The following is a 20,840-nucleotide window of genomic DNA, read 5'->3' as shown; positions in this document are numbered from 1 at the left end:
TTATAAGGTGATATTTATCTTGACTTATTAAAACTATAAGTAAATATTAATGCATGAATAGCTGCAAATATTAAAGAGAAATAATATAAGAAAGTTCCATCAACGTTTGCATCTAAATGGTTGATATATGCCACAACTACCAATGCAATTACCATTGCGTATCCTGAATAAGCAATAGTTTTATAATTACCTACGCTAAAAGTACCTTTATTTAATACACTGTTTTTCATTCCGTAGAATAAGTATAAATCAAAACCAATCATCATCCAGGCAATTAGCCTGATCCAGGTATCTAATGGTAAGAATACCATCATAAATAAGCATACTAATACTCCTGCAATAGGTACAAAAGGTACAAGTGGTGTTCTGAAAGCTCTTGGAGCATCCGGCATTTTTTTACGCATGATTAATACACCAATACAAACAAGAATAAAAGCGAATAACGTACCAATACTAGTCATTTCTCCAACTACTCTCGCAGGAACAAATGCAGCAAAAAGGCTCACAATTACCATAAACAGTAAGTTGTTTTTTGCCGGCGTTCTGAATTTAGAGTGCACTTCAGAGAATACTTTTGGCATTAAACCATCTTTACTCATAGAGAAAAATACCCTGCTTTGTCCCATTAACATTACTAAAATTACAGAAGCATAACCGCCTAAAATAGCAAGTAGAATAGCATTATTTAACCATGGATAAGCCGGAGTAATCATCCCGTTTGCTCCCACATGTCCCATTGATTCAACAGCAATTGCTACAGGTGCAATTCCGTCTTTACCGGCAAAAGCCTGATAATTTACAACTCCTGTCATTACGTGGGCAAAAAGAATATATAAAACAGTACAAATAGCTAATGACAATAAAATTCCAATAGGCATATCTCTTTTAGGGTTTTTAGCTTCTTGTGCTGCAGTAGAAACCGCGTCAAAACCAATGTAAGCAAAAAATACAATAGCGGCTGCTCTAATGATTCCGGAAAAACCAAATTCTCCAAATTTACCGGTATTTTCAGGAATATATGGAGTGTAATTTTCAGGTCTGATATATTGCCATCCTACGGCGATAAAAACCAAGACAACAGTAACTTTTAATAAAACAATAATACCGTTTACAAAAGCCGATTCTTTTGTTCCTCTAATTAATATTAATGACATTATCATTACAATTACGACAGCAGGAACGTTAATTATACCCCCTTCAAAAGGAGAGAGCATGTATGCCTCATTAATATGAATACCATAACCGCTGAGAAATTTGCCAAAATACCTGGACCAGCTTATCGAAACTGTTGCTGCTCCTACAGCATATTCAAGAACTAAATCCCATCCAATTATCCAGGCAACAAATTCTCCCATTGTTGCAAATGAATAGGTATACGCACTTCCTGCTACCGGAATCATTGAAGAAAATTCAGCATAGCATAAACCAGCAAAAACACATCCAAATGCCGCTACAAGAAATGAAATCGTTATTGCCGGACCTGCATTCATAGAGGCTGCAAGACCAGTAATCGAAAATAAACCAGCTCCAATAATAGCTCCAATTCCTAAAGCAACCAATCCGGGTGCTGTTAATGTTTTCTTTAATCCTTTTTCGGAATCAGCGGCTTCGGCCAAAAGCTGATTTAGTGGTTTTCTTTTCCAAATTGACATATATGTGGTTTTTATTATTATTAAGCTCCAAATGTATAGTTTTTTATAAAAAATAAAAACAATAATTGAGTTTTAAGTTATAAAAAAAGAGTTTTTAACTTTTTAAGACTAAATTCTCTTTTAATAGTAGGATTAGCGCCAAATATCGAATTATAAAATTGTAATTTAAGATGTAAATATTTTTTAACAATGCATAATTTGTAGTAAAATATTTATAAATTTATGTTATTAAAAAAGCTTCAATTAAAATAAATGCATTTCAAAACATGAATTTCAGCGCTACAAAATCGTATTTTAGATTTACAACTCAACAACGTACAGGAATTTTTTTACTTTTTGTAATTATAATAGTATTGCAGGCTATTTATTTTTTCGTCGATTTTAATTTGCCTGAAAAATCTTTTCCGGAAAAAGAGCAATGGATGTCTTTACAATCGGAAATAGATGCTTTGAAGCTTGCAAAATCAAATGTGAAACCCAAAGTATATTCTTTTAATCCAAATTTTATTTCAGACTATAAAGGGTATAAACTAGGAATGTCAGTCCAGGAAATGGATCGTTTATTGGCTTTTCGCAAAGAGAATAAATATGTGAGTTCTGCAAATGAGTTTCAGCAAGTAACAAAAATTTCAGACTCCTTATTGAATGTGATGGCTCCGCTTTTTAAATTTCCGGATTGGGTTCAGAATAAATCAAATGTCAAAACAGAAAGAAAAACATTTGTTCAGAAAGAAAGTTTTAAAAAAGAAAAAATAGTAGTTTTAGATATCAATCAGGCAACACAAGAAGATTTGGTTAAAATTTATGGTATTGGTGAGGCTTTATCTTTACGAATATTAAAACAAAAAGAAATTTTAGGATGTTTTGTTTCTATGGATCAAATGAATGAAGTTTGGGGACTTTCACCAGAAGTAATCAATGAATTAAATACCCATTTTAGAGTCATAATACCTTCCGGTTTTAAAAAGATTGCTATAAATGAGGCGTCCTTAAAAGAGTTATCTCAGTTTTCTTATTTCAGATATACCTTAGCAAAACAAATTGTAACCTACAGAAGTATGAATGGAAATATTAATAATATTGAGGATTTATCAAAAATTAAAGGTTTTCCTGTTGATAAAGCAAAAATAATTAGTTTATATTTGGAGTTCTAAAACAAAAGCAGTTAACAATGAATTTTGAATATAACGAAACGCAGTCAATGATTGCTCAGTCTATAAAAGATTTTGCCGAAAAAAATATCAGACCAAATATTATGGAATGGGATGAGGCTCAAATTTTTCCAATTCCCTTATTTAAAAAATTAGGCGAAATGGGATTTATGGGAGTTTTAGTTCCCGAAGAATATGGAGGGTCAGGATTGGGCTATCATGAATATATTACAGTTATTGAGGAAATTTCAAAAGTAGATCCATCAATTGGTTTATCTGTCGCGGCTCATAATTCATTATGTACCAATCATATTTTAACTTTTGGAAATGAAGAACAAAAGCAAAAATGGCTGCCTAAATTAGCTACTGCTGAATATATAGGAGCTTGGGGCTTAACTGAGCATAATACAGGATCTGATGCTGGCGGAATGAATACCACAGCAGTAAAAGATGGGGATCATTGGATTGTAAACGGAGCTAAAAACTTTATAACGCACGCAATCTCTGGAGATATTGCAGTTGTAATTGTGCGTACCGGAGAAAAAGGAGACTCAAAAGGAATGACCGCTTTTGTTTTCGAAAAAGGAATGAAAGGCTTTACATCAGGAAAAAAAGAAAATAAGTTAGGAATGCGTGCCAGTGAAACCGCAGAGTTAGTATTTGATGGTTGTCGTGTTCCGGATGCAAATAGATTAGGAGATGTAGGGCAGGGATTTGTTCAGGCAATGAAAATATTAGACGGAGGCCGAATTTCAATTGGAGCACTGTCATTAGGAATTGCAAAAGGGGCTTATGAAGCAGCTCTTAAGTATTCAAAAGAAAGACATCAGTTTGGGCAACCTATTAGTAGTTTTCAGGGAATTTCATTTAAATTAGCTGATATGGCTACTGAAATCGAAGCGTCAGAACTGCTACTGCACAAGGCTGCTTTTTTAAAGCAACAACATAAACCGGTTACAACGCTTGGAGCAATGGCAAAAATGTATGCTTCAGAAGCTTGTGTGAAAATTGCAAACGAAGCTGTTCAGATTTATGGTGGCTATGGTTATACAAAAGATTATCCGGTAGAGAAATTCTACAGAGATTCTAAGTTGTGTACTATAGGAGAGGGAACTACCGAGATTCAAAAGGTAGTGATTTCCAGGAACTTATTAAAAGAGTAAAATGATAATTTGGGCGTGCCCTTAAAAAAGTAAAAAAAAGCCATTCACTAAACGTTGATTGGCTTTTTTTACTTTTTTAAGGTCGGGCTTTACATTTCAATCTTTTATGTTCTTAAAGAAAGAACATAAAAGGATTTCCATTGCAATCCCTCACGCGCTCCCCGGTAATATAGAAGTTTAGTGAATTGGTAAGTTCTTTTTTTATTAATATAATTGATTTATTGTACAGGTTTTGCGAGTGCAAGACATTATAAAGTCTATTTTCTATACTCTTTTCTCTATTCTCAAAAAAAATATATAATTCATAACTGATAATCCATAATTAATATATACTTTTGCAGCCTTAACGAGAGGAGGTGTCAATATTATGTTAATTATACCAATTAAAGACGGAGAAAATATCGATAGAGCATTAAAGCGCTATAAAAGAAAATTTGATAAAACAGGAACTGTTCGTCAACTAAGAGCACGTACTGCTTTTATTAAACCTTCTGTTATCAAAAGAGCACAAATTCAAAAAGCTGCTTACATCCAAAACATGAGAGATGGTTTAGAGAGTTAGTATTAGCTTTTCAAAAATAATGACCGTTAGTTATCAAAATTTGATACTAACGGTTTTTTTATGCTTAATTTTGAAATAAATAATATTCTTTAATGTAATATAAATGGTGTGTGAGTTTGTGTTAATGAAAAGTGTGTATTCTTATGAAGTCAAATAAAGAAGCATTTCGTGATTATCTTCAGTTAGAAAAAAAATATTCCCCGCATACGGTCAATGCTTATTTGAATGATATTTTGTTTTTTGAAATATTCAATAAAGTTCATTTCGAGCAGGAAAATATCGAGCACGTCAATTATAGTCAAATCAGGAGTTGGATTGTTTCTCTTGTGGATGAGGATATTTCTAATGTCTCGGTGAACAGGAAGATGTCTTCTCTGAAAGCATTTTATAAATTCCTTTTAAAAACCAAACAAATAGAAGTTAGTCCCATGTTGAAGCATAAGGCATTGAAAACGCCTAAAATTGTTCAAATTCCATTTTCTGAAAAAGAGCTGTCGGATTTAATGCAGCAGTTCGCTAATCCTTCTGGATTTGAAGAGGTAAGGGATAAGCTTATTGTAGATCTTTTTTATACAACAGGAATGCGTCGGGCAGAGTTGATACATCTTATGAGGTATAATGTCGATTTATCGTCTAATATAATTAAGGTTTTAGGAAAACGAAATAAAGAACGTATTATTCCTGTATTGCCAATTGTTGCTGAGCAGTTTAATTTGTATTTGCAGGAAAGAGCTTCAGTTGAAAATATAGTAGATGAAGATTATTTCTTTATTTCAGGAAAAGGGTTAAAATTGAGTGAATCTTTTGTGTATCGATTAATAAATTCATACTTTAGTAAAGTCTCCGAAAAGGTAAAAAAAAGTCCTCATGTGCTTCGGCATACTTTTGCGACTCACTTATTAAATAACGGAGCAGATTTAAATTCAGTTAAAGAATTATTAGGACATTCAAGTTTGGCGTCTACGCAAGTTTATACTCATAATAGTTTGGCAGAGCTTAAAAAGGTATATGGTAATGCGCATCCGAGAAATAAATAATAGTTCTGAAATGTTTAACCCTAAAATTTGTATTATGAAGGTAGATGTTCATGCAGTTAACTTTACTGTTGACAGAAAATTAGTGGATTTTATTCAGGAAAGAATGGATAAATTAGAAAAGTATTATGATCGGGTTGTTTCGGCTGACATTTTTTTAAAAGTCGAACGAACAAGTGATAAGGAGAATAAGGCAGTAGAGATTAAGATTAATGTTCCTGGAGATGATTTTTTGGTTAAGAAACAATGTAAAACGTTTGAAGAAGCGGTTGAGCTTTCGGCAGAATCTTTAGAACGTGTATTGGTAAAAAGGAAAGAAAAAATAAGAGCACACATATAATTGAAAATTTTTTTGAAAAAATGTTTTGATTAAAAGATAAAATAGCTACATTTGCAGTCCGTTAGAAATAGCGGACTTTTTTATTGATATTGCCAGCGTAGCTCAGTTGGCTAGAGCAGCTGATTTGTAATCAGCAGGTCGTGGGTTCGAGTCCCTCCGCCGGCTCTAAATATTTCAAATGCGATTTGAAATTGTTCATGTAATTATTGATAAGAAAAATGGGGAGATACTCAAGCGGCCAACGAGGGCAGACTGTAAATCTGCTGTGTGAACTTCGCAGGTTCGAATCCTGCTCTCCCCACAAAAAAAGAAGTTAAGGTTTTGGATTGTAGATTTTAGTTTTAAACTAAGATTTAAATTCAAGAATCTAAAATCAGAACTCTCTGCCGGTGTAGCTCAGGGGTAGAGTGCTTCCTTGGTAAGGAAGAGGTCTCGGGTTCAATTCCCGACATTGGCTCAAGTAAGTAGGAAATTGAAAATTAATATATAACTAAGATTAAAAATTAAGTAAAATGGCAAAGGAGAATTTTAATCGTTCCAAACCGCACTTAAACATAGGTACAATTGGACACGTGGATCACGGGAAAACTACATTAACTGCAGCAATTACAAAAGTATTGTCTGATGCTGGTTACTGTCAAGCAAAATCTTTTGATCAAATCGATAACGCTCCAGAGGAGAAAGAAAGAGGTATTACTATTAATACATCACACGTAGAGTATGAAACAGCTAATCGTCATTACGCTCACGTTGACTGTCCAGGTCACGCGGATTACGTAAAGAACATGGTTACTGGAGCTGCTCAAATGGACGGAGCTATCTTAGTAGTTGCTGCTACAGATGGTCCAATGCCACAAACTCGTGAGCACATCCTTTTAGGTCGCCAGGTTGGTATTCCTAGAATGGTAGTTTTCATGAACAAAGTAGATATGGTTGACGACGCTGAGTTGTTAGAGCTTGTTGAAATGGAAATTAGAGATTTATTATCTTTCTACGAATATGATGGAGATAATGGTCCTGTTGTTCAAGGTTCTGCTTTAGGAGGATTGAATAATGATCCTGCTTGGGTTCCTAAAATTATTGAATTAATGGAAGCTGTTGATGCTTGGATCGAAGAGCCAATCCGTGATACTGCAAAACCATTCTTGATGCCGGTTGAAGATGTATTTACAATTACTGGTCGTGGAACTGTTGCTACAGGTCGTATCGAAACGGGTATTGCTAATACAGGAGATCCAGTTGAAATCATTGGTATGGGAGCTGATAAATTAACTTCTACTATTACAGGAGTTGAGATGTTCCGTAAAATTCTTGACAGAGGAGAAGCTGGAGATAACGTAGGTTTATTGTTAAGAGGTGTTGATAAAGAATCTATCAAAAGAGGAATGGTTATCATTAAGCCAGGATCAGTAAAACCACACGCTACTTTCAAAGCTGAGGTTTATATCTTGAAAAAAGAAGAAGGTGGACGTCATACTCCATTCCATAATAACTACCGTCCACAGTTCTACGTACGTACAACTGACGTAACAGGAGTTATTACTTTACCAGAAGGAGTAGAGATGGTAATGCCAGGAGATAACTTGACAATCAATGTATCTTTATTAAGCCCAATCGCGATGAGCGTAGGTTTACGTTTCGCTATCCGTGAAGGTGGTAGAACTGTAGGTGCAGGTCAGGTTACTGAAATCGTAGGATAATCCTATAAATATTATAAAAGCCAGTTGGTTTTCTTAACTGAAATCACTGGCTTTAATTACGGGCGTAGTTCAAGGGTAGAATAGCGGTCTCCAAAACCGTTGATGGGGGTTCGAATCCCTCCGCCCGTGCAATAAAAAATATATCAAATGACAAAAGTTACGAATTATTTATCAGAGGCTTTCGAAGAGTTAAAGTCAAATGTTACTTGGCCTGCTTGGGCTGAGGTTCAAAAATTGACAATTGTTGTAGCTGTATTTTCGGTTTTATTCGCTTTGGCAACATGGGGAGTAGACGAATTTTTTGCAAAAGCTTTGGCTGGATTTTTTAACTGGTTAAAAGGATAATTTTTTTGTGATGGCAGATAATAATGTGAAAAAATGGTACGTAGTTAGAGCGGTAAGCGGACAAGAAAATAAAGTCAAAGCTTACATCGAAACTGAGATTGCCAGACTAGGTATGGGTGATTATGTTTCCCAAGTTTTAGTGCCTACAGAAAAAGTAGTTACTGTAAAAGAAGGAAAGAAAATGTCTAAGGATAAAGTTTATTTCCCTGGGTATGTTATGATCGAAGCCAACTTGGTTGGTGAGATACCTCATATTATTAAGTCTATTACTAGTGTAATTGGATTTTTAGGTGAGATCAAAGGTGGTGAACCTGTTCCTTTGAGACTTTCTGAAGTAAATAGAATGTTAGGTAAAGTAGATGAGCTAGCTGTAAATACAGATACTCGTGCTATTCCTTTCAACTTAGGTGAAACTGTTAAAGTGATCGATGGTCCTTTTAACGGATTTAATGGTACAGTTGAAAAAATCAATGAAGAAAAGCGTAAACTTGAAGTGATGGTTAAGATTTTCGGAAGAAAAACACCATTAGAATTGAGCTTTATGCAAGTTGAAAAAGTATAATTTTTGTTACATCTATAATAACCACTATAATCGCTTCCTATGATTATGGTGTTAAATTTTTTAAAAAATGGCTAAAGAAATTAGTAAGGTAGTTAAACTACAAGTTAAGGGAGGTGCTGCGAATCCGTCGCCACCGGTTGGACCTGCTTTAGGAGCTGCTGGGGTTAATATCATGGAGTTCTGTAAGCAGTTTAATGCTAGAACACAAGATAAACCTGGCAAAATATGCCCAGTACAAATTACTGTGTATAAAGACAAATCATTTGATTTTGTTGTAAAAACTCCTCCAGCTGCTGTCCAATTATTGGAAGCTGCAAAGCTAAAGTCTGGATCAGGTGAACCAAATCGTAAAAAAGTAGCTAGTGTTACTTGGGACGTTATCAAAGCGATTGCTGAAGATAAAATGGTAGACTTAAATGCATTTACAATCGAATCTGCAATGAGCATGATCGCTGGAACTGCTAGGTCTATGGGTATAACTGTATCAGGAGATGCTCCTTTTTAATTAAGAGAAAGAAATGGCAAAATTAACAAAAAAGCAAAAAGAGGCTGCTTCAAAAATTGAAAAGAACAAACTATACTCTTTAAAAGATGCAGCTGCATTAATTAAAGTTATAGCTTCTGCAAAATTTGATGAGTCTGTTGATATCGCAGTTCGTTTGGGTGTAGATCCAAGAAAAGCGAATCAAATGGTTAGAGGTGTAGTTACATTACCTCACGGAACAGGTAAAGATGTTAAAGTATTAGCATTAGTTACTCCGGATAAAGAAGCGGAAGCTAAAGAAGCTGGAGCTGATTATGTAGGTCTTGACGACTATTTACAAAAAATTAAAGATGGTTGGACGGATGTTGATGTAATCATCACTATGCCAGCTGTTATGGGTAAATTAGGTCCATTAGGTCGTATTTTAGGACCTAGAGGTTTAATGCCAAACCCTAAAACAGGTACTGTGACTATGGATGTTGCAAAAGCTGTTGCAGAGGTTAAAGCTGGTAAAATTGACTTTAAAGTTGATAAAACTGGTATCGTACATGCAGGAATTGGTAAAGTTTCTTTTGGAGCTGAGCAAATTTATGACAATGCACACGAAATTATTCAAACATTAATCAAACTTAAACCAACTGCTGCTAAAGGTACCTACATTAAAGGTATTCACCTTACAAGCACTATGAGTCCTGCAATTGCATTGGACCCTAAAGCAGTATAATTGGTAGTTAATAATTTTTAGTATGACTAGAGAAGAAAAATCAATCGCGATTGAAGATTTAACTGCACAGTTAGCTGGTACAAATATTATTTATGTATCTGATATTTCTGGATTAAATGCAGAAACAACTTCAAACTTGAGAAGAGCTTGCTATAAAGCAGGTATTAAATTAGAGGTTGTAAAAAATACTTTGCTTGCAAAAGCAATGGAAGCTTCTGCTAATGATTATGGTGATTTACCTTCAGTATTGACTGGTAATAGCGCTATATTTATTTCAGATGTTGCAAATGCACCTGGAAAAATAATTAAAGATTTCAGAAAAAAATCGGCTAAACCTGTATTAAAAGGAGCTTACATTAACTCTGAAATTTATATTGGGGATGATCAATTAGATGCATTAGCAACTATTAAATCTAAAGAAGAACTTCTTGGAGAACTTATTGGATTATTGCAATCACCAGCACAAAGAGTTATCTCTGCTTTACAAAACCAATTCGCAAACAGCGAAGAGGCTGAGACTGAAGCATAATAACAAATGCAAGGAGGTTTATTTCCTTGCTGCTTAAATAGCGCACAATAAATAAATTATATTTTACAAATCATTTTAAACGATAGAAAAAATGGCAGATTTGAAACAATTCGCAGAACAATTAGTTAACTTAACAGTTAAAGAAGTTAACGAATTAGCAACAATATTAAAAGATGAGTATGGTATCGAGCCTGCTGCTGCAGCGGTTGTAGTTGCTGCTGGTGGTGGAGAAGGTGCTGCTGAAGAAGCACAAACTGAATTTACAGTTGTATTAAAAGAAGCTGGAGCTTCTAAATTAGCAGTTGTAAAATTAGTGAAAGAACTTACAGGTTTAGGACTTAAAGAAGCTAAAGATGTAGTTGACGGTGCTCCAAGTAACGTTAAAGAAGGTGTTTCTAAAGAAGAGGCTGAAGGTCTTAAAAAATCATTAGAAGAAGCTGGAGCTGTAGTTGAACTTAAATAAGTTTACTCGGTTTTAAGAACTAGGTTTAGGTCTTGAGTTAACACTCAATGGCCTAAACCATTTTTCGTATAATAAAATAGATCAAGTTTTATTATCAAATAGTTTAAAATACGAAAAAGTTTTTGATCAATACGAAGAAAAAAAATTAAGCCAATTTTACCGGATTATTTTTAAAGATGTATTGATTACAAAAAGAAGGTATCAATTAAACATTGTGTTTTTACACAAAAAACTACTTTTTTTTAATCAAAATTTTGTCCATTGATGATAACAAATCAGACTGAAAGATTGAATTTTGCCTCTACAAAAAACATACCTCAATATCCGGATTTTCTTGATGTTCAGGTAAAATCGTTTAAAGATTTTTTTCAATTAGAAACAAAATCTGACGAAAGAGGCGACGAAGGGTTGTACAACACCTTCATGGAAAATTTTCCAATTACAGATACAAGAAATAACTTTGTATTGGAGTTCCTTGATTATTTTGTAGATCCTCCACGTTACACCATTCAAGAATGTATAGAGAGAGGTCTTACTTATAGTGTGCCTTTAAAAGCCAGGTTAAAACTATACTGTACAGATCCAGAACACGAAGATTTTGAAACTATTGTACAAGATGTTTATCTTGGAACAATACCTTATATGACTCCAAGCGGTACTTTTGTTATCAATGGTGCTGAGCGTGTGGTAGTATCTCAACTACACCGTTCTCCTGGGGTTTTCTTTGGACAATCATTCCACGCAAATGGAACAAAACTTTATTCTGCCAGAGTAATTCCTTTTAAAGGATCCTGGATAGAATTTTCTACAGATATCAATAGCGTTATGTACGCTTATATCGATAGAAAGAAAAAATTACCAGTTACTACTTTGTTCCGTGCAATTGGATTCGAAAGAGACAAGGACATCCTTGAAATTTTCGACCTTGCTGAGGAAATTAAAGTTTCTAAAACAGGAATTAAAAAATATATTGGAAGAAGACTTGCTGCGCGTGTATTGAACACTTGGCACGAGGATTTCGTTGATGAAGATACCGGTGAGGTAGTTTCTATCGAACGTAACGAAATCATCCTTGATAGAGATACTATTATCGACAAAGATAATGTTGAAGAAATCATTGATGCTAACGTAAAATCAATTTTGTTGCATAAAGAGGATAATAATCAGGCAGATTATGCTATTATCCACAATACGTTACAAAAAGATCCAACAAACTCTGAAAAAGAAGCTGTTGAGCATATCTACAGACAATTGCGTAATGCAGAACCGCCTGATGAAGAAACTGCTCGTGGTATTATAGATAAATTATTCTTCTCTGACCAACGTTATAACTTAGGTGAAGTTGGTCGTTACAGAATGAATAAAAAACTTGGTTTAGATATTCCAATGGAAAAGCAAGTGCTTACCAAAGAAGATATCATTACCATTGTAAAATATTTGATCGAATTGATCAACTCTAAAGCAGAGATTGATGATATTGATCACTTATCAAACCGTCGTGTTAGAACAGTTGGAGAACAATTGTCTCAACAATTCGGTGTTGGTTTAGCACGTATGGCAAGAACTATTCGTGAGAGAATGAACGTTAGAGATAACGAGGTGTTTACACCAATCGATTTGATTAATGCTAAAACATTATCGTCGGTTATCAACTCTTTCTTTGGTACGAACCAGTTATCTCAATTTATGGATCAAACGAATCCATTAGCTGAGATTACGCACAAAAGAAGACTTTCTGCACTTGGACCTGGTGGACTTTCGAGAGAGAGAGCTGGATTTGAGGTTCGTGACGTTCACTATACACACTATGGTCGTTTATGTCCGATTGAAACTCCAGAGGGACCAAACATTGGTTTGATTTCATCTCTTGGTGTTTATGCAAAAGTTAACGGAATGGGTTTCATCGAAACTCCTTACCGTAAAGTTACAGATGGTGTAGTTGATTTAGTTAGTACACCTATCTATTTAAGTGCTGAAGAAGAAGAAGGAAAAATGATTGCTCAGGCAAACATTGAAATGGATGAGACTGGTAAAATCACGGCAACAAATGTTATTGCCCGTGAGGAAGGTGACTTCCCGGTTGTTGAACCTTCTGCAGTACATTATACAGACGTTGCACCTAACCAGATTGCTTCGATTTCGGCTTCATTAATTCCTTTCCTGGAACATGATGATGCGAATAGAGCCTTGATGGGATCTAACATGATGCGTCAGGCGGTTCCTTTGATCCGTCCGGAAGCACCTATTGTTGGTACAGGTTTAGAGCGTCAAGTGGCTTCAGATTCCAGAGTATTGATTAATGCTGAAGGAGATGGAACTGTAGAATATGTTGATGCAAACATCATTACTATCAAATACGACCGTACTGAAGACGAAAGAATGGTAAGTTTTGATGCTGATGAAAAAACATACAACTTAATTAAATTTAGAAAAACCAATCAGGGAACAAGTATCAACTTGAAACCAATCGTAAGAAAAGGTGACAGAGTTGTTCTTGGACAAGTATTATCAGAAGGATATGCGACTCAAAATGGTGAATTAGCTTTAGGTAGAAACTTAAAAGTTGCGTTCATGCCATGGAAAGGGTATAACTTTGAGGATGCGATTGTAATTTCTGAGAAAGTAGTTCGTGATGATATTTTTACTTCTATCCACGTTGATGATTATTCATTAGAGGTTAGAGATACTAAGTTAGGAAATGAAGAGTTAACAAACGATATTCCTAACGTTTCTGAAGAAGCTACTAAAGATTTAGATGAAAACGGTATGATCAGAATTGGAGCAGAGGTTAAACCTGGCGACATTCTAATCGGAAAAATTACACCAAAAGGAGAGTCAGATCCTACTCCGGAAGAGAAATTGCTTCGTGCAATCTTCGGGGATAAAGCAGGGGATGTAAAAGATGCTTCATTAAAAGCTTCTCCATCTTTACACGGTGTAGTTCTTGACAAAAAATTATTTGCAAGAGCCGTAAAGGATAAACGTAAACGTACTCAGGATAAAGATGCTTTAGGCGCTTTAGAAATGGAATTCGAAACTAAATTTGTTGAATTAAAAGACAGATTGGTTGAGAAATTATTCCTGATCGTGAACGGAAAAACATCTCAGGGTGTAATGAATGATTTGGGTGAAGAAGTTTTACCAAAAGGTAAAAAATATACTCAGAAAATGCTTTACGCAGTAGAAGATTTTGCTCACTTAAGCAAAGGTCAATGGGTTGCTGATGATGCTACTAATAAAATGGTTAATGATTTAATTCATAACTATAAAATTAAGCTGAACGACTTACAAGGGGCTTTAAGAAGAGAAAAATTCACTATTACAGTTGGAGATGAATTGCCATCTGGAATCTTGAAATTAGCGAAAATTTATATCGCTAAAAAACGTAAACTAAAAGTAGGGGATAAAATGGCAGGACGTCACGGTAACAAAGGTATTGTTGCAAGAATCGTTCGTCATGAAGATATGCCTTTCCTTGAAGACGGAACACCGGTAGATATCGTACTGAATCCACTTGGGGTACCTTCACGTATGAACATTGGTCAGATTTATGAAACTGTTCTTGGATGGGCTGGACAAAATTTAGGTAGAAAATTTGCTACTCCAATTTTTGATGGTGCTTCTTTAGACCAAATCAATGCTTTGACTGATGAGGCTGGAGTACCGCGTTTCGGACATACACACCTTTATGATGGTGGTACTGGAGAGCGTTTCCATCAAGCAGCAACTGTGGGTGTAATTTACATGCTTAAATTAGGACACATGGTTGATGATAAGATGCACGCACGTTCTATCGGTCCATACTCGTTGATTACTCAACAACCACTTGGAGGTAAAGCTCAATTTGGAGGTCAGCGTTTTGGAGAGATGGAGGTTTGGGCACTTGAGGCTTATGGAGCATCAAGTACACTTCGTGAAATCTTAACAGTTAAGTCGGATGACGTTATTGGTAGAGCTAAAACTTACGAGGCTATCGTTAAGGGTGAGTCTATGCCAGAACCGGGATTACCTGAATCATTCAATGTATTAATGCATGAATTGAAAGGTCTTGGACTTGACATTCGTTTAGAAGAATAATAAGTATTAGGTAGTTTTCAGTCCCGATTTTTATCGGGGCTGATTACTCATTTATAAAAGTTTTTAGGATTTATACCCGTAAACCGTTCCGATTTTTTACTTAAACCTTAAGGTTTTGTAATTAGCACTTCAAAATTGACGTTTGAAGTTTAGAGAAGTAATCCGTGGTAGCGACTTGATGGTTTTACTCTTTTTAAAGAGGAAGTTATAAGTTAAAATCAATTTTTTAATTGCAGATAAATCAATAGTAAAAACTATGATGAATAATAGAAATAATAATAAAGATAAAAATCCGGTTAAAAGATTTAATAAAATCTCAATTGGATTAGCTTCACCAGAATCTATCTTGAAAGAATCAAGAGGAGAGGTGTTGAAACCTGAAACTATCAACTACAGAACGCACAAACCAGAACGTGACGGACTTTTCTGTGAAAGAATCTTCGGACCTGTTAAGGATTTTGAGTGTGCTTGTGGTAAATATAAAAGAATTCGTTACAAAGGTATCATTTGCGACCGTTGTGGTGTTGAAGTTACAGAGAAAAAAGTACGTCGTGACAGAGTAGGACACATCAATCTTGTTGTGCCAATTGCTCACATCTGGTACTTCCGTTCTCTTCCAAACAAAATTGGTTATATCCTTGGTCTTCCATCTAAGAAATTAGATATGATCATTTACTACGAAAGATATGTAGTAATTCAGGCTGGTATTGCTAAAAATGCAGATGGAGAATCATTACAAAGATTAGATTTCTTAACTGAAGAAGAATATTTGAATATTTTAGATACTCTTCCACAAGAAAATCAATATTTAGATGATATGGATCCTAATAAATTTGTTGCCAAAATGGGAGCAGAGTGTATTATGGATTTATTAGCACGTATCGACTTAGATGAGTTGTCTTACCAGTTGAGACACAGTGCTAATAACGAAACATCTAAACAACGTAAAACTGAAGCTTTAAAAAGATTACAAGTTGTTGAGTCTTTCCGTGAGTCTAACTTAAACCGCGAAAATCGTCCTGAGTGGATGATTATGAAAGTGGTTCCTGTTATTCCACCAGAATTACGTCCGCTTGTGCCACTTGATGGAGGTCGTTTTGCAACTTCAGATTTAAATGACTTATACCGTCGTGTAATCATCCGTAATAACCGTTTGAAAAGATTAATGGAGATTAAAGCTCCAGAAGTTATCTTAAGAAACGAAAAACGTATGTTGCAGGAATCTGTAGATTCATTATTTGATAATACTCGTAAAGCTTCTGCTGTTAAAACAGAATCTAACAGACCATTAAAATCATTATCTGATTCCTTAAAAGGTAAGCAAGGACGTTTCCGTCAAAACTTACTTGGAAAACGTGTGGATTATTCTGCTCGTTCGGTAATTGTTGTTGGTCCCGAATTAAAATTATTCGAATGCGGATTGCCAAAAGATATGGCATCTGAATTATACAAACCTTTCGTAATCCGTAAATTGATTGAAAGAGGTATTGTTAAAACAGTAAAATCTGCTAAGAAAATCATAGACAAAAAAGAGCCTGTAGTTTGGGATATCCTTGAAAATGTAATTAAAGGTCACCCAGTATTACTTAACCGTGCTCCTACGTTACACAGACTTGGTATTCAGGCTTTCCAACCAAAATTAATTGAAGGAAAAGCGATCCAGTTGCACCCATTAGTATGTACGGCTTTCAACGCCGATTTTGATGGGGATCAGATGGCGGTTCACTTGCCATTAGGACCAGAGGCTATTTTAGAGGCACAATTATTAATGTTGGCTTCTCACAATATCTTGAACCCTGCAAATGGTGCTCCAATTACTGTACCTTCTCAGGATATGGTCTTGGGTCTGTATTATATGACCAAAGAACGTATCTCTACACCAGAACATGTAATTTTAGGTCAAGACTTAACATTCTATTCTGCTGAAGAAGTAAATATTGCATTAAACGAAGGAAGATTAGAATTGAATGCTCGTGTAAGAATCAGAGCAAAAGATTTTAATGAAGCCGGAGAATTGGTATACAAAATTATCCAAACAACTGCAGGACGTGTATTATTTAACGAAGTAGTGCCTGAAGCAGCCGGATATATCAATGATGTACTGACTAAGAAAAACCTTAGAGATATTATTGGACACATTTTAAGTGTGACTAATGTACCTACTACAGCAGCTTTCTTGGACAACATGAAAGATATGGGGTACAAATTTGCATTTAGAGGAGGTTTATCATTCTCTTTAGGTGATATTAGAATTCCAGAACAAAAAACAAAATTAATTGCAGATGCCAGAGAGCAAGTTGAAGGTATTTCTGTAAATTATAACATGGGTCTTATTACCAATAACGAGCGTTACAACCAGGTTATTGACGTATGGACTTCAGCAAATGCTCAGTTAACAGAATTAGCAATGAAAAATATTAGAGAAGACCAACAAGGTTTTAACTCTGTATATATGATGCTTGACTCTGGGGCGAGGGGTTCTAAGGAACAGATTCGTCAGTTAACTGGTATGCGTGGTTTGATGGCTAAGCCTAAAAAATCTACTGCCGGTGGTGGAGAGATTATTGAAAACCCGATTCTTTCTAACTTTAAGGAAGGTCTTTCGATTCTTGAGTACTTTATTTCTACTCACGGTGCTCGTAAAGGACTTGCGGATACGGCTCTTAAAACTGCCGATGCCGGATACTTGACAAGAAGGCTTCATGACGTATCACAAGATGTTATTGTTAACATTGAAGATTGTGGTACTCTTAGAGGTGTTGAAGTATCTGCTTTGAAGAAAAATGAGGAAATTGTTGAATCTTTAGGAGAAAGAATTTTAGGACGTGTTGCATTGCAAGATGTTATTAATCCTCTTACTAATGAAGTTCTGGTTGAGTCCGGGCAACAAATTACTGAAGCAATCATGAGAGTTATCGAAGCTTCTCCGATTGAAAGAGTAGAAGTTAGATCTCCATTAACTTGTGAGGCTTTAAAAGGTATTTGTGCGAAATGTTACGGTAGAAACTTAGCTACTGGTAAGATGACACAAAGAGGTGAAGCTGTCGGAGTTATTGCAGCTCAGTCTATTGGAGAGCCAGGAACACAGTTAACACTTCGTACGTTCCACGTTGGAGGGGTTGCTGGAGGTATTTCTGAAGAGTCTAGTATTGTTACAAGATTCAACGGTAGACTTGAGATTGAAGATTTAAAAACTGTAAAAGGTGAAGATAGTGAAGGTAATGCGGTAGATATCGTAGTATCACGTTCAACTGAATTAAAATTAGTTGATGAGAAAACTGGAATCGTCTTAAATACACACAATATTCCTTACGGATCTAGTATTTTTGTTAAGGATGGTGAAGTAGTTACTAAAGGATCTGTAATCTGTAAGTGGGATCCATATAATGGTGTAATTGTTTCTGAATTTACTGGTAAGATTGCTTACGAGGATTTAGAGCAAGGACAATCGTTCATGGTTGAAATTGATGAGCAAACAGGATTCCAGGAAAAAGTAATTTCTGAAGCAAGAAATAAAAAATTAATTCCAACTTTATTGGTTTACGGTAAAGAAGGTGAATTGATTCGTTCGTATAACTTACCAGTAGGAGCCCACCTTATGGTTGAGAATGGAGAGAAAATTAAAGCAGGTAAAGTATTAGTAAAAATCCCACGTCGTTCTTCTAAAGCAGGAGATATCACGGGAGGTTTACCAAGAATTACTGAGTTGCTTGAGGCTCGTAACCCTTCTAACCCAGCGGTTGTTTCTGAAATTGACGGTGTTGTATCTTTTGGAAAAATCAAAAGAGGTAACCGTGAAATTGTTATCGAATCTAAATTTGGTGAGATTAAAAAGTATTTAGTTAAACTTTCTAGCCAAATCTTAGTACAGGAAAATGACTTCGTAAGAGCAGGAGTACCATTGTCTGACGGTGCAATTACACCAGATGACATCTTAAGAATTCAAGGACCAGCTGCTGTTCAACAGTACTTGGTAAATGAAATTCAAGAGGTATATCGTTTACAAGGAGTAAAAATTAATGACAAGCACTTTGAGGTAGTTATTCGTCAAATGATGCGTAAAGTAAGAGTTCAGGATCCAGGAGATACATTATTCCTAGAAGATCAATTGATTCACACTAAAGATTTCATCGTTCAAAACGATAAATTATACGGTATGAAAGTAGTTGAAGATTCAGGAGATTCTGCGGTATTGAAACCAGGTCAGATTATTTCGCCTCGTGACTTACGTGATGAAAACTCATTGCTTAAACGTAATGATAAAAATCTAGTAGTAGCAAGAGATGTAATTACTGCAACTGCAACGCCAGTTTTACAAGGTATTACAAGAGCTTCGCTACAAACTAAATCATTCATCTCTGCTGCTTCATTCCAGGAAACAACAAAAGTACTTAACGAAGCTGCTGTAGCTGGTAAAGTAGATAATCTGGAAGGATTGAAAGAAAATGTAATTGTTGGACACAGAATTCCTGCGGGAACTGGTATGAGAGAATACGATAATACAATCGTAGGATCTAAAGACGATTACAATGAAATGATGGCTAATAAAGAAGAATATATCTATTAATTAGGAAACTATGAGTAATCCGAAACAACAACAGGAGCAAATTAATATTGAGTTAGACGAAACTATTGCAGAAGGAATTTATTCTAATCTTGCGATTATCAATCACTCATCATCAGAGTTTGTTTTAGATTTTGTGAGTATTATGCCAGGTATTCCTAAAGCCAAGGTAAAGTCAAGAATTGTCCTGACACCACAACATGCTAAAAGATTATTAAAAGCAATTGGAGAAAATATTCATCGTTTTGAAGCCGCTCATGGCGAAATCAAAGAGACGGAACAAGCACCAATACCGCTTAATTTTGGTCCGGCAGGACAAGCATAAATTATTAAAGCCCCATTAAAAATGGGGCTTTTTTTATTTCAAAAAATAAATTCGAAAATGCAGTTCAACTGATTTAATGTTACTTTCGTCGGCTAAATTTCTTGTTTGGAATTTATTATTCTAAATTGCTACCTCCTAATAAAAGGGATTAATTTGTTGAATATAATAACTATTAAGGTTGAATTAATTCAAATTAAAAAAAAGCGCTAATGATGAATTAGCGCTTTTTTTATGCTTTTCTGTGTTGTTTTTATTGAGCAATAATATTCAGGCTTAGAATTAATTTACGCTCTTCCCAACCTTTTTATAAAAAATGTACTCTATATATCTAATAAGTATCTGTAAAAGATTTTAACCTGATATAATATAGTATGAAAAAGAAATTCACCTTAGAGATAGCAAGCCCTTGTTCTGAAAATTTTGATAAAATGATTCCCAATGCAACGGGTTCGTTTTGTAATTCATGCGCGAAAAATGTAATCGATTTGAGTAAAAAATCGAATGCAGAAGTGGCTAGATTTATTGTCGAAACGAAAGATGTAACTATTTGTGCACGCCTGAGAATGAAACAGTTAGAGCAGGAATTTGCACATAATGAAACTTCTAAGATCAATAATCTGAAATATGCAGCAGTAGCAGCTTCAATCTTATTAGCTTCGAATGTTTCAGGACAAGAAAAAACGGCGGTTAAAACTGAAATAAATTGTCCAAAACCTAACGATCATTTAATGGGTAAAGTGGCCTATAATCATATCGTTGAGAGGGAATTGTTGATAACCGTTAAAGGGAAATTATTAGATGCTAAAACGAATAAGCTATTTAATCTTAAATACTACCCAAACCTGGTGCTTACAATTAATGGTTCAGAAAATACATTTAGAATAAATTCTAAAACTGGAGAATTTTCTATTCCCGTAAAAGTTTTAAGAAGCGGCAAAATACTTGTGGTTACTATTACAGGAGATGATTATTATCTTTCAAAAGAGATACCTTTTGCTATAGAATCTGTCAAGAATAAAGTATTACAACAAGATATAATTATTGCAGATGGAGAGCTTACTAAAGTTATGATTGCTGGTGGATTAGGGATTAACTATAAATAATGTTTTTGAATTTAATGAAGATAAAAAGGCCTTCTAAAGTAATTTAGAAGGCCTTTTATGTT

General features: G+C 35.0%; 17 protein-coding genes and 4 tRNA genes. 20 read left to right on the top strand and 1 reads right to left on the bottom strand.

Going from position 1 to position 20,840, the window contains the following annotated elements; genetic code table 11:
• Positions 1 to 14: 14 nt before the first annotated feature.
• A complete protein-coding gene (locus ACQY44_RS20110) occupies positions 15 to 1,652 on the bottom strand; it encodes an amino acid permease (protein ID WP_428232061.1) in 1,638 nt (545 codons plus the stop codon).
• Positions 1,653 to 1,918: 266 nt separating this feature from the next.
• Here ACQY44_RS20110 and ACQY44_RS20105 point away from each other — a divergent pair, with 266 nt between their 5' ends.
• The 20 genes from ACQY44_RS20105 (at position 1,919) to ACQY44_RS20010 (ending at position 20,778) form a co-directional block, all read left to right on the top strand.
• On the top strand, positions 1,919 to 2,806 hold the full coding sequence (locus ACQY44_RS20105) for a ComEA family DNA-binding protein (RefSeq protein WP_428232060.1): 888 nt from the start codon (positions 1,919 to 1,921) through the stop codon (positions 2,804 to 2,806).
• A gap of 17 nt (positions 2,807 to 2,823) precedes the next feature.
• Positions 2,824 to 3,966, top strand: a complete 1,143-nt coding sequence (locus ACQY44_RS20100; RefSeq protein WP_428232059.1) for an acyl-CoA dehydrogenase family protein — start codon at positions 2,824 to 2,826, stop codon at positions 3,964 to 3,966.
• Positions 3,967 to 4,333: 367 nt separating this feature from the next.
• Positions 4,334 to 4,528 carry a 30S ribosomal protein S21 gene (gene rpsU, locus ACQY44_RS20095; protein ID WP_026985791.1) on the top strand — a complete coding sequence of 65 codons (195 nt, stop codon included), beginning with the start codon at positions 4,334 to 4,336 and terminating at the stop codon, positions 4,526 to 4,528.
• Positions 4,529 to 4,671: 143 nt separating this feature from the next.
• Positions 4,672 to 5,565 carry a tyrosine-type recombinase/integrase gene (locus tag ACQY44_RS20090; RefSeq protein WP_428232058.1) on the top strand — a complete coding sequence of 298 codons (894 nt, stop codon included), beginning with the start codon at positions 4,672 to 4,674 and terminating at the stop codon, positions 5,563 to 5,565.
• A gap of 34 nt (positions 5,566 to 5,599) precedes the next feature.
• The gene (hpf, locus tag ACQY44_RS20085) at positions 5,600 to 5,902 is read left to right on the top strand and encodes a ribosome hibernation-promoting factor, HPF/YfiA family (protein ID WP_056245753.1); all 303 of its coding nucleotides are present in this window, start codon (positions 5,600 to 5,602) and stop codon (positions 5,900 to 5,902) included.
• A gap of 91 nt (positions 5,903 to 5,993) precedes the next feature.
• Positions 5,994 to 6,067 (top strand) — tRNA-Thr (locus tag ACQY44_RS20080).
• 55 nt (positions 6,068 to 6,122) lie between these two features.
• Positions 6,123 to 6,203 (top strand) — tRNA-Tyr (locus ACQY44_RS20075).
• Positions 6,204 to 6,287: 84 nt separating this feature from the next.
• A tRNA-Thr gene (locus tag ACQY44_RS20070) sits at positions 6,288 to 6,359 on the top strand.
• Positions 6,360 to 6,414: 55 nt separating this feature from the next.
• The gene (gene tuf, locus ACQY44_RS20065; protein WP_428232057.1) at positions 6,415 to 7,602 is read left to right on the top strand and encodes an elongation factor Tu; all 1,188 of its coding nucleotides are present in this window, start codon (positions 6,415 to 6,417) and stop codon (positions 7,600 to 7,602) included.
• A 58-nt stretch (positions 7,603 to 7,660) separates the two neighbouring features.
• A tRNA-Trp gene (locus ACQY44_RS20060) sits at positions 7,661 to 7,731 on the top strand.
• Between the two features lie 18 nt (positions 7,732 to 7,749).
• Positions 7,750 to 7,947, top strand: coding sequence for a preprotein translocase subunit SecE (secE, locus tag ACQY44_RS20055; RefSeq protein WP_041517377.1), 198 nt, complete (start codon positions 7,750 to 7,752; stop codon positions 7,945 to 7,947).
• A gap of 10 nt (positions 7,948 to 7,957) precedes the next feature.
• Positions 7,958 to 8,509 carry a transcription termination/antitermination protein NusG gene (nusG, locus tag ACQY44_RS20050; RefSeq protein WP_029273444.1) on the top strand — a complete coding sequence of 184 codons (552 nt, stop codon included), beginning with the start codon at positions 7,958 to 7,960 and terminating at the stop codon, positions 8,507 to 8,509.
• A 67-nt stretch (positions 8,510 to 8,576) separates the two neighbouring features.
• Positions 8,577 to 9,014 (top strand): 50S ribosomal protein L11, encoded by a 438-nt coding sequence (gene rplK / locus ACQY44_RS20045; RefSeq protein ID WP_007807442.1) that lies wholly within the window; start codon positions 8,577 to 8,579, stop codon positions 9,012 to 9,014.
• Positions 9,015 to 9,027: 13 nt separating this feature from the next.
• On the top strand, positions 9,028 to 9,717 hold the full coding sequence (gene rplA / locus ACQY44_RS20040) for a 50S ribosomal protein L1 (protein WP_007807440.1): 690 nt from the start codon (positions 9,028 to 9,030) through the stop codon (positions 9,715 to 9,717).
• A gap of 22 nt (positions 9,718 to 9,739) precedes the next feature.
• On the top strand, positions 9,740 to 10,246 hold the full coding sequence (gene rplJ / locus ACQY44_RS20035; RefSeq protein WP_428232056.1) for a 50S ribosomal protein L10: 507 nt from the start codon (positions 9,740 to 9,742) through the stop codon (positions 10,244 to 10,246).
• Positions 10,247 to 10,337: 91 nt separating this feature from the next.
• Entirely contained in the window at positions 10,338 to 10,709 is a 372-nt protein-coding gene (gene rplL / locus ACQY44_RS20030; protein WP_007807437.1) for a 50S ribosomal protein L7/L12, read from the top strand.
• A 264-nt stretch (positions 10,710 to 10,973) separates the two neighbouring features.
• Positions 10,974 to 14,786 carry a DNA-directed RNA polymerase subunit beta gene (gene rpoB / locus ACQY44_RS20025; RefSeq protein WP_428232055.1) on the top strand — a complete coding sequence of 1,271 codons (3,813 nt, stop codon included), beginning with the start codon at positions 10,974 to 10,976 and terminating at the stop codon, positions 14,784 to 14,786.
• A gap of 256 nt (positions 14,787 to 15,042) precedes the next feature.
• A complete protein-coding gene (rpoC, locus tag ACQY44_RS20020) occupies positions 15,043 to 19,353 on the top strand; it encodes a DNA-directed RNA polymerase subunit beta' (protein WP_428232054.1) in 4,311 nt (1,436 codons plus the stop codon).
• A 10-nt stretch (positions 19,354 to 19,363) separates the two neighbouring features.
• Positions 19,364 to 19,675: a DUF3467 domain-containing protein gene (locus ACQY44_RS20015; RefSeq protein WP_072959407.1), complete on the top strand. Its 312-nt coding sequence runs from the start codon at positions 19,364 to 19,366 to the stop codon at positions 19,673 to 19,675.
• 371 nt (positions 19,676 to 20,046) lie between these two features.
• Positions 20,047 to 20,778, top strand: a complete 732-nt coding sequence (locus ACQY44_RS20010; protein WP_428232053.1) for a hypothetical protein — start codon at positions 20,047 to 20,049, stop codon at positions 20,776 to 20,778.
• Positions 20,779 to 20,840 lie beyond the last annotated feature (62 nt).

Source organism: Flavobacterium sp. (assembly GCF_965277525.1).
Lineage (GTDB): Bacteria > Bacteroidota > Bacteroidia > Flavobacteriales > Flavobacteriaceae > Flavobacterium.
The sequence above is the reverse complement of the archived record's forward strand: the minus strand, read 5'-3'. Positions and strand labels throughout refer to the sequence as shown.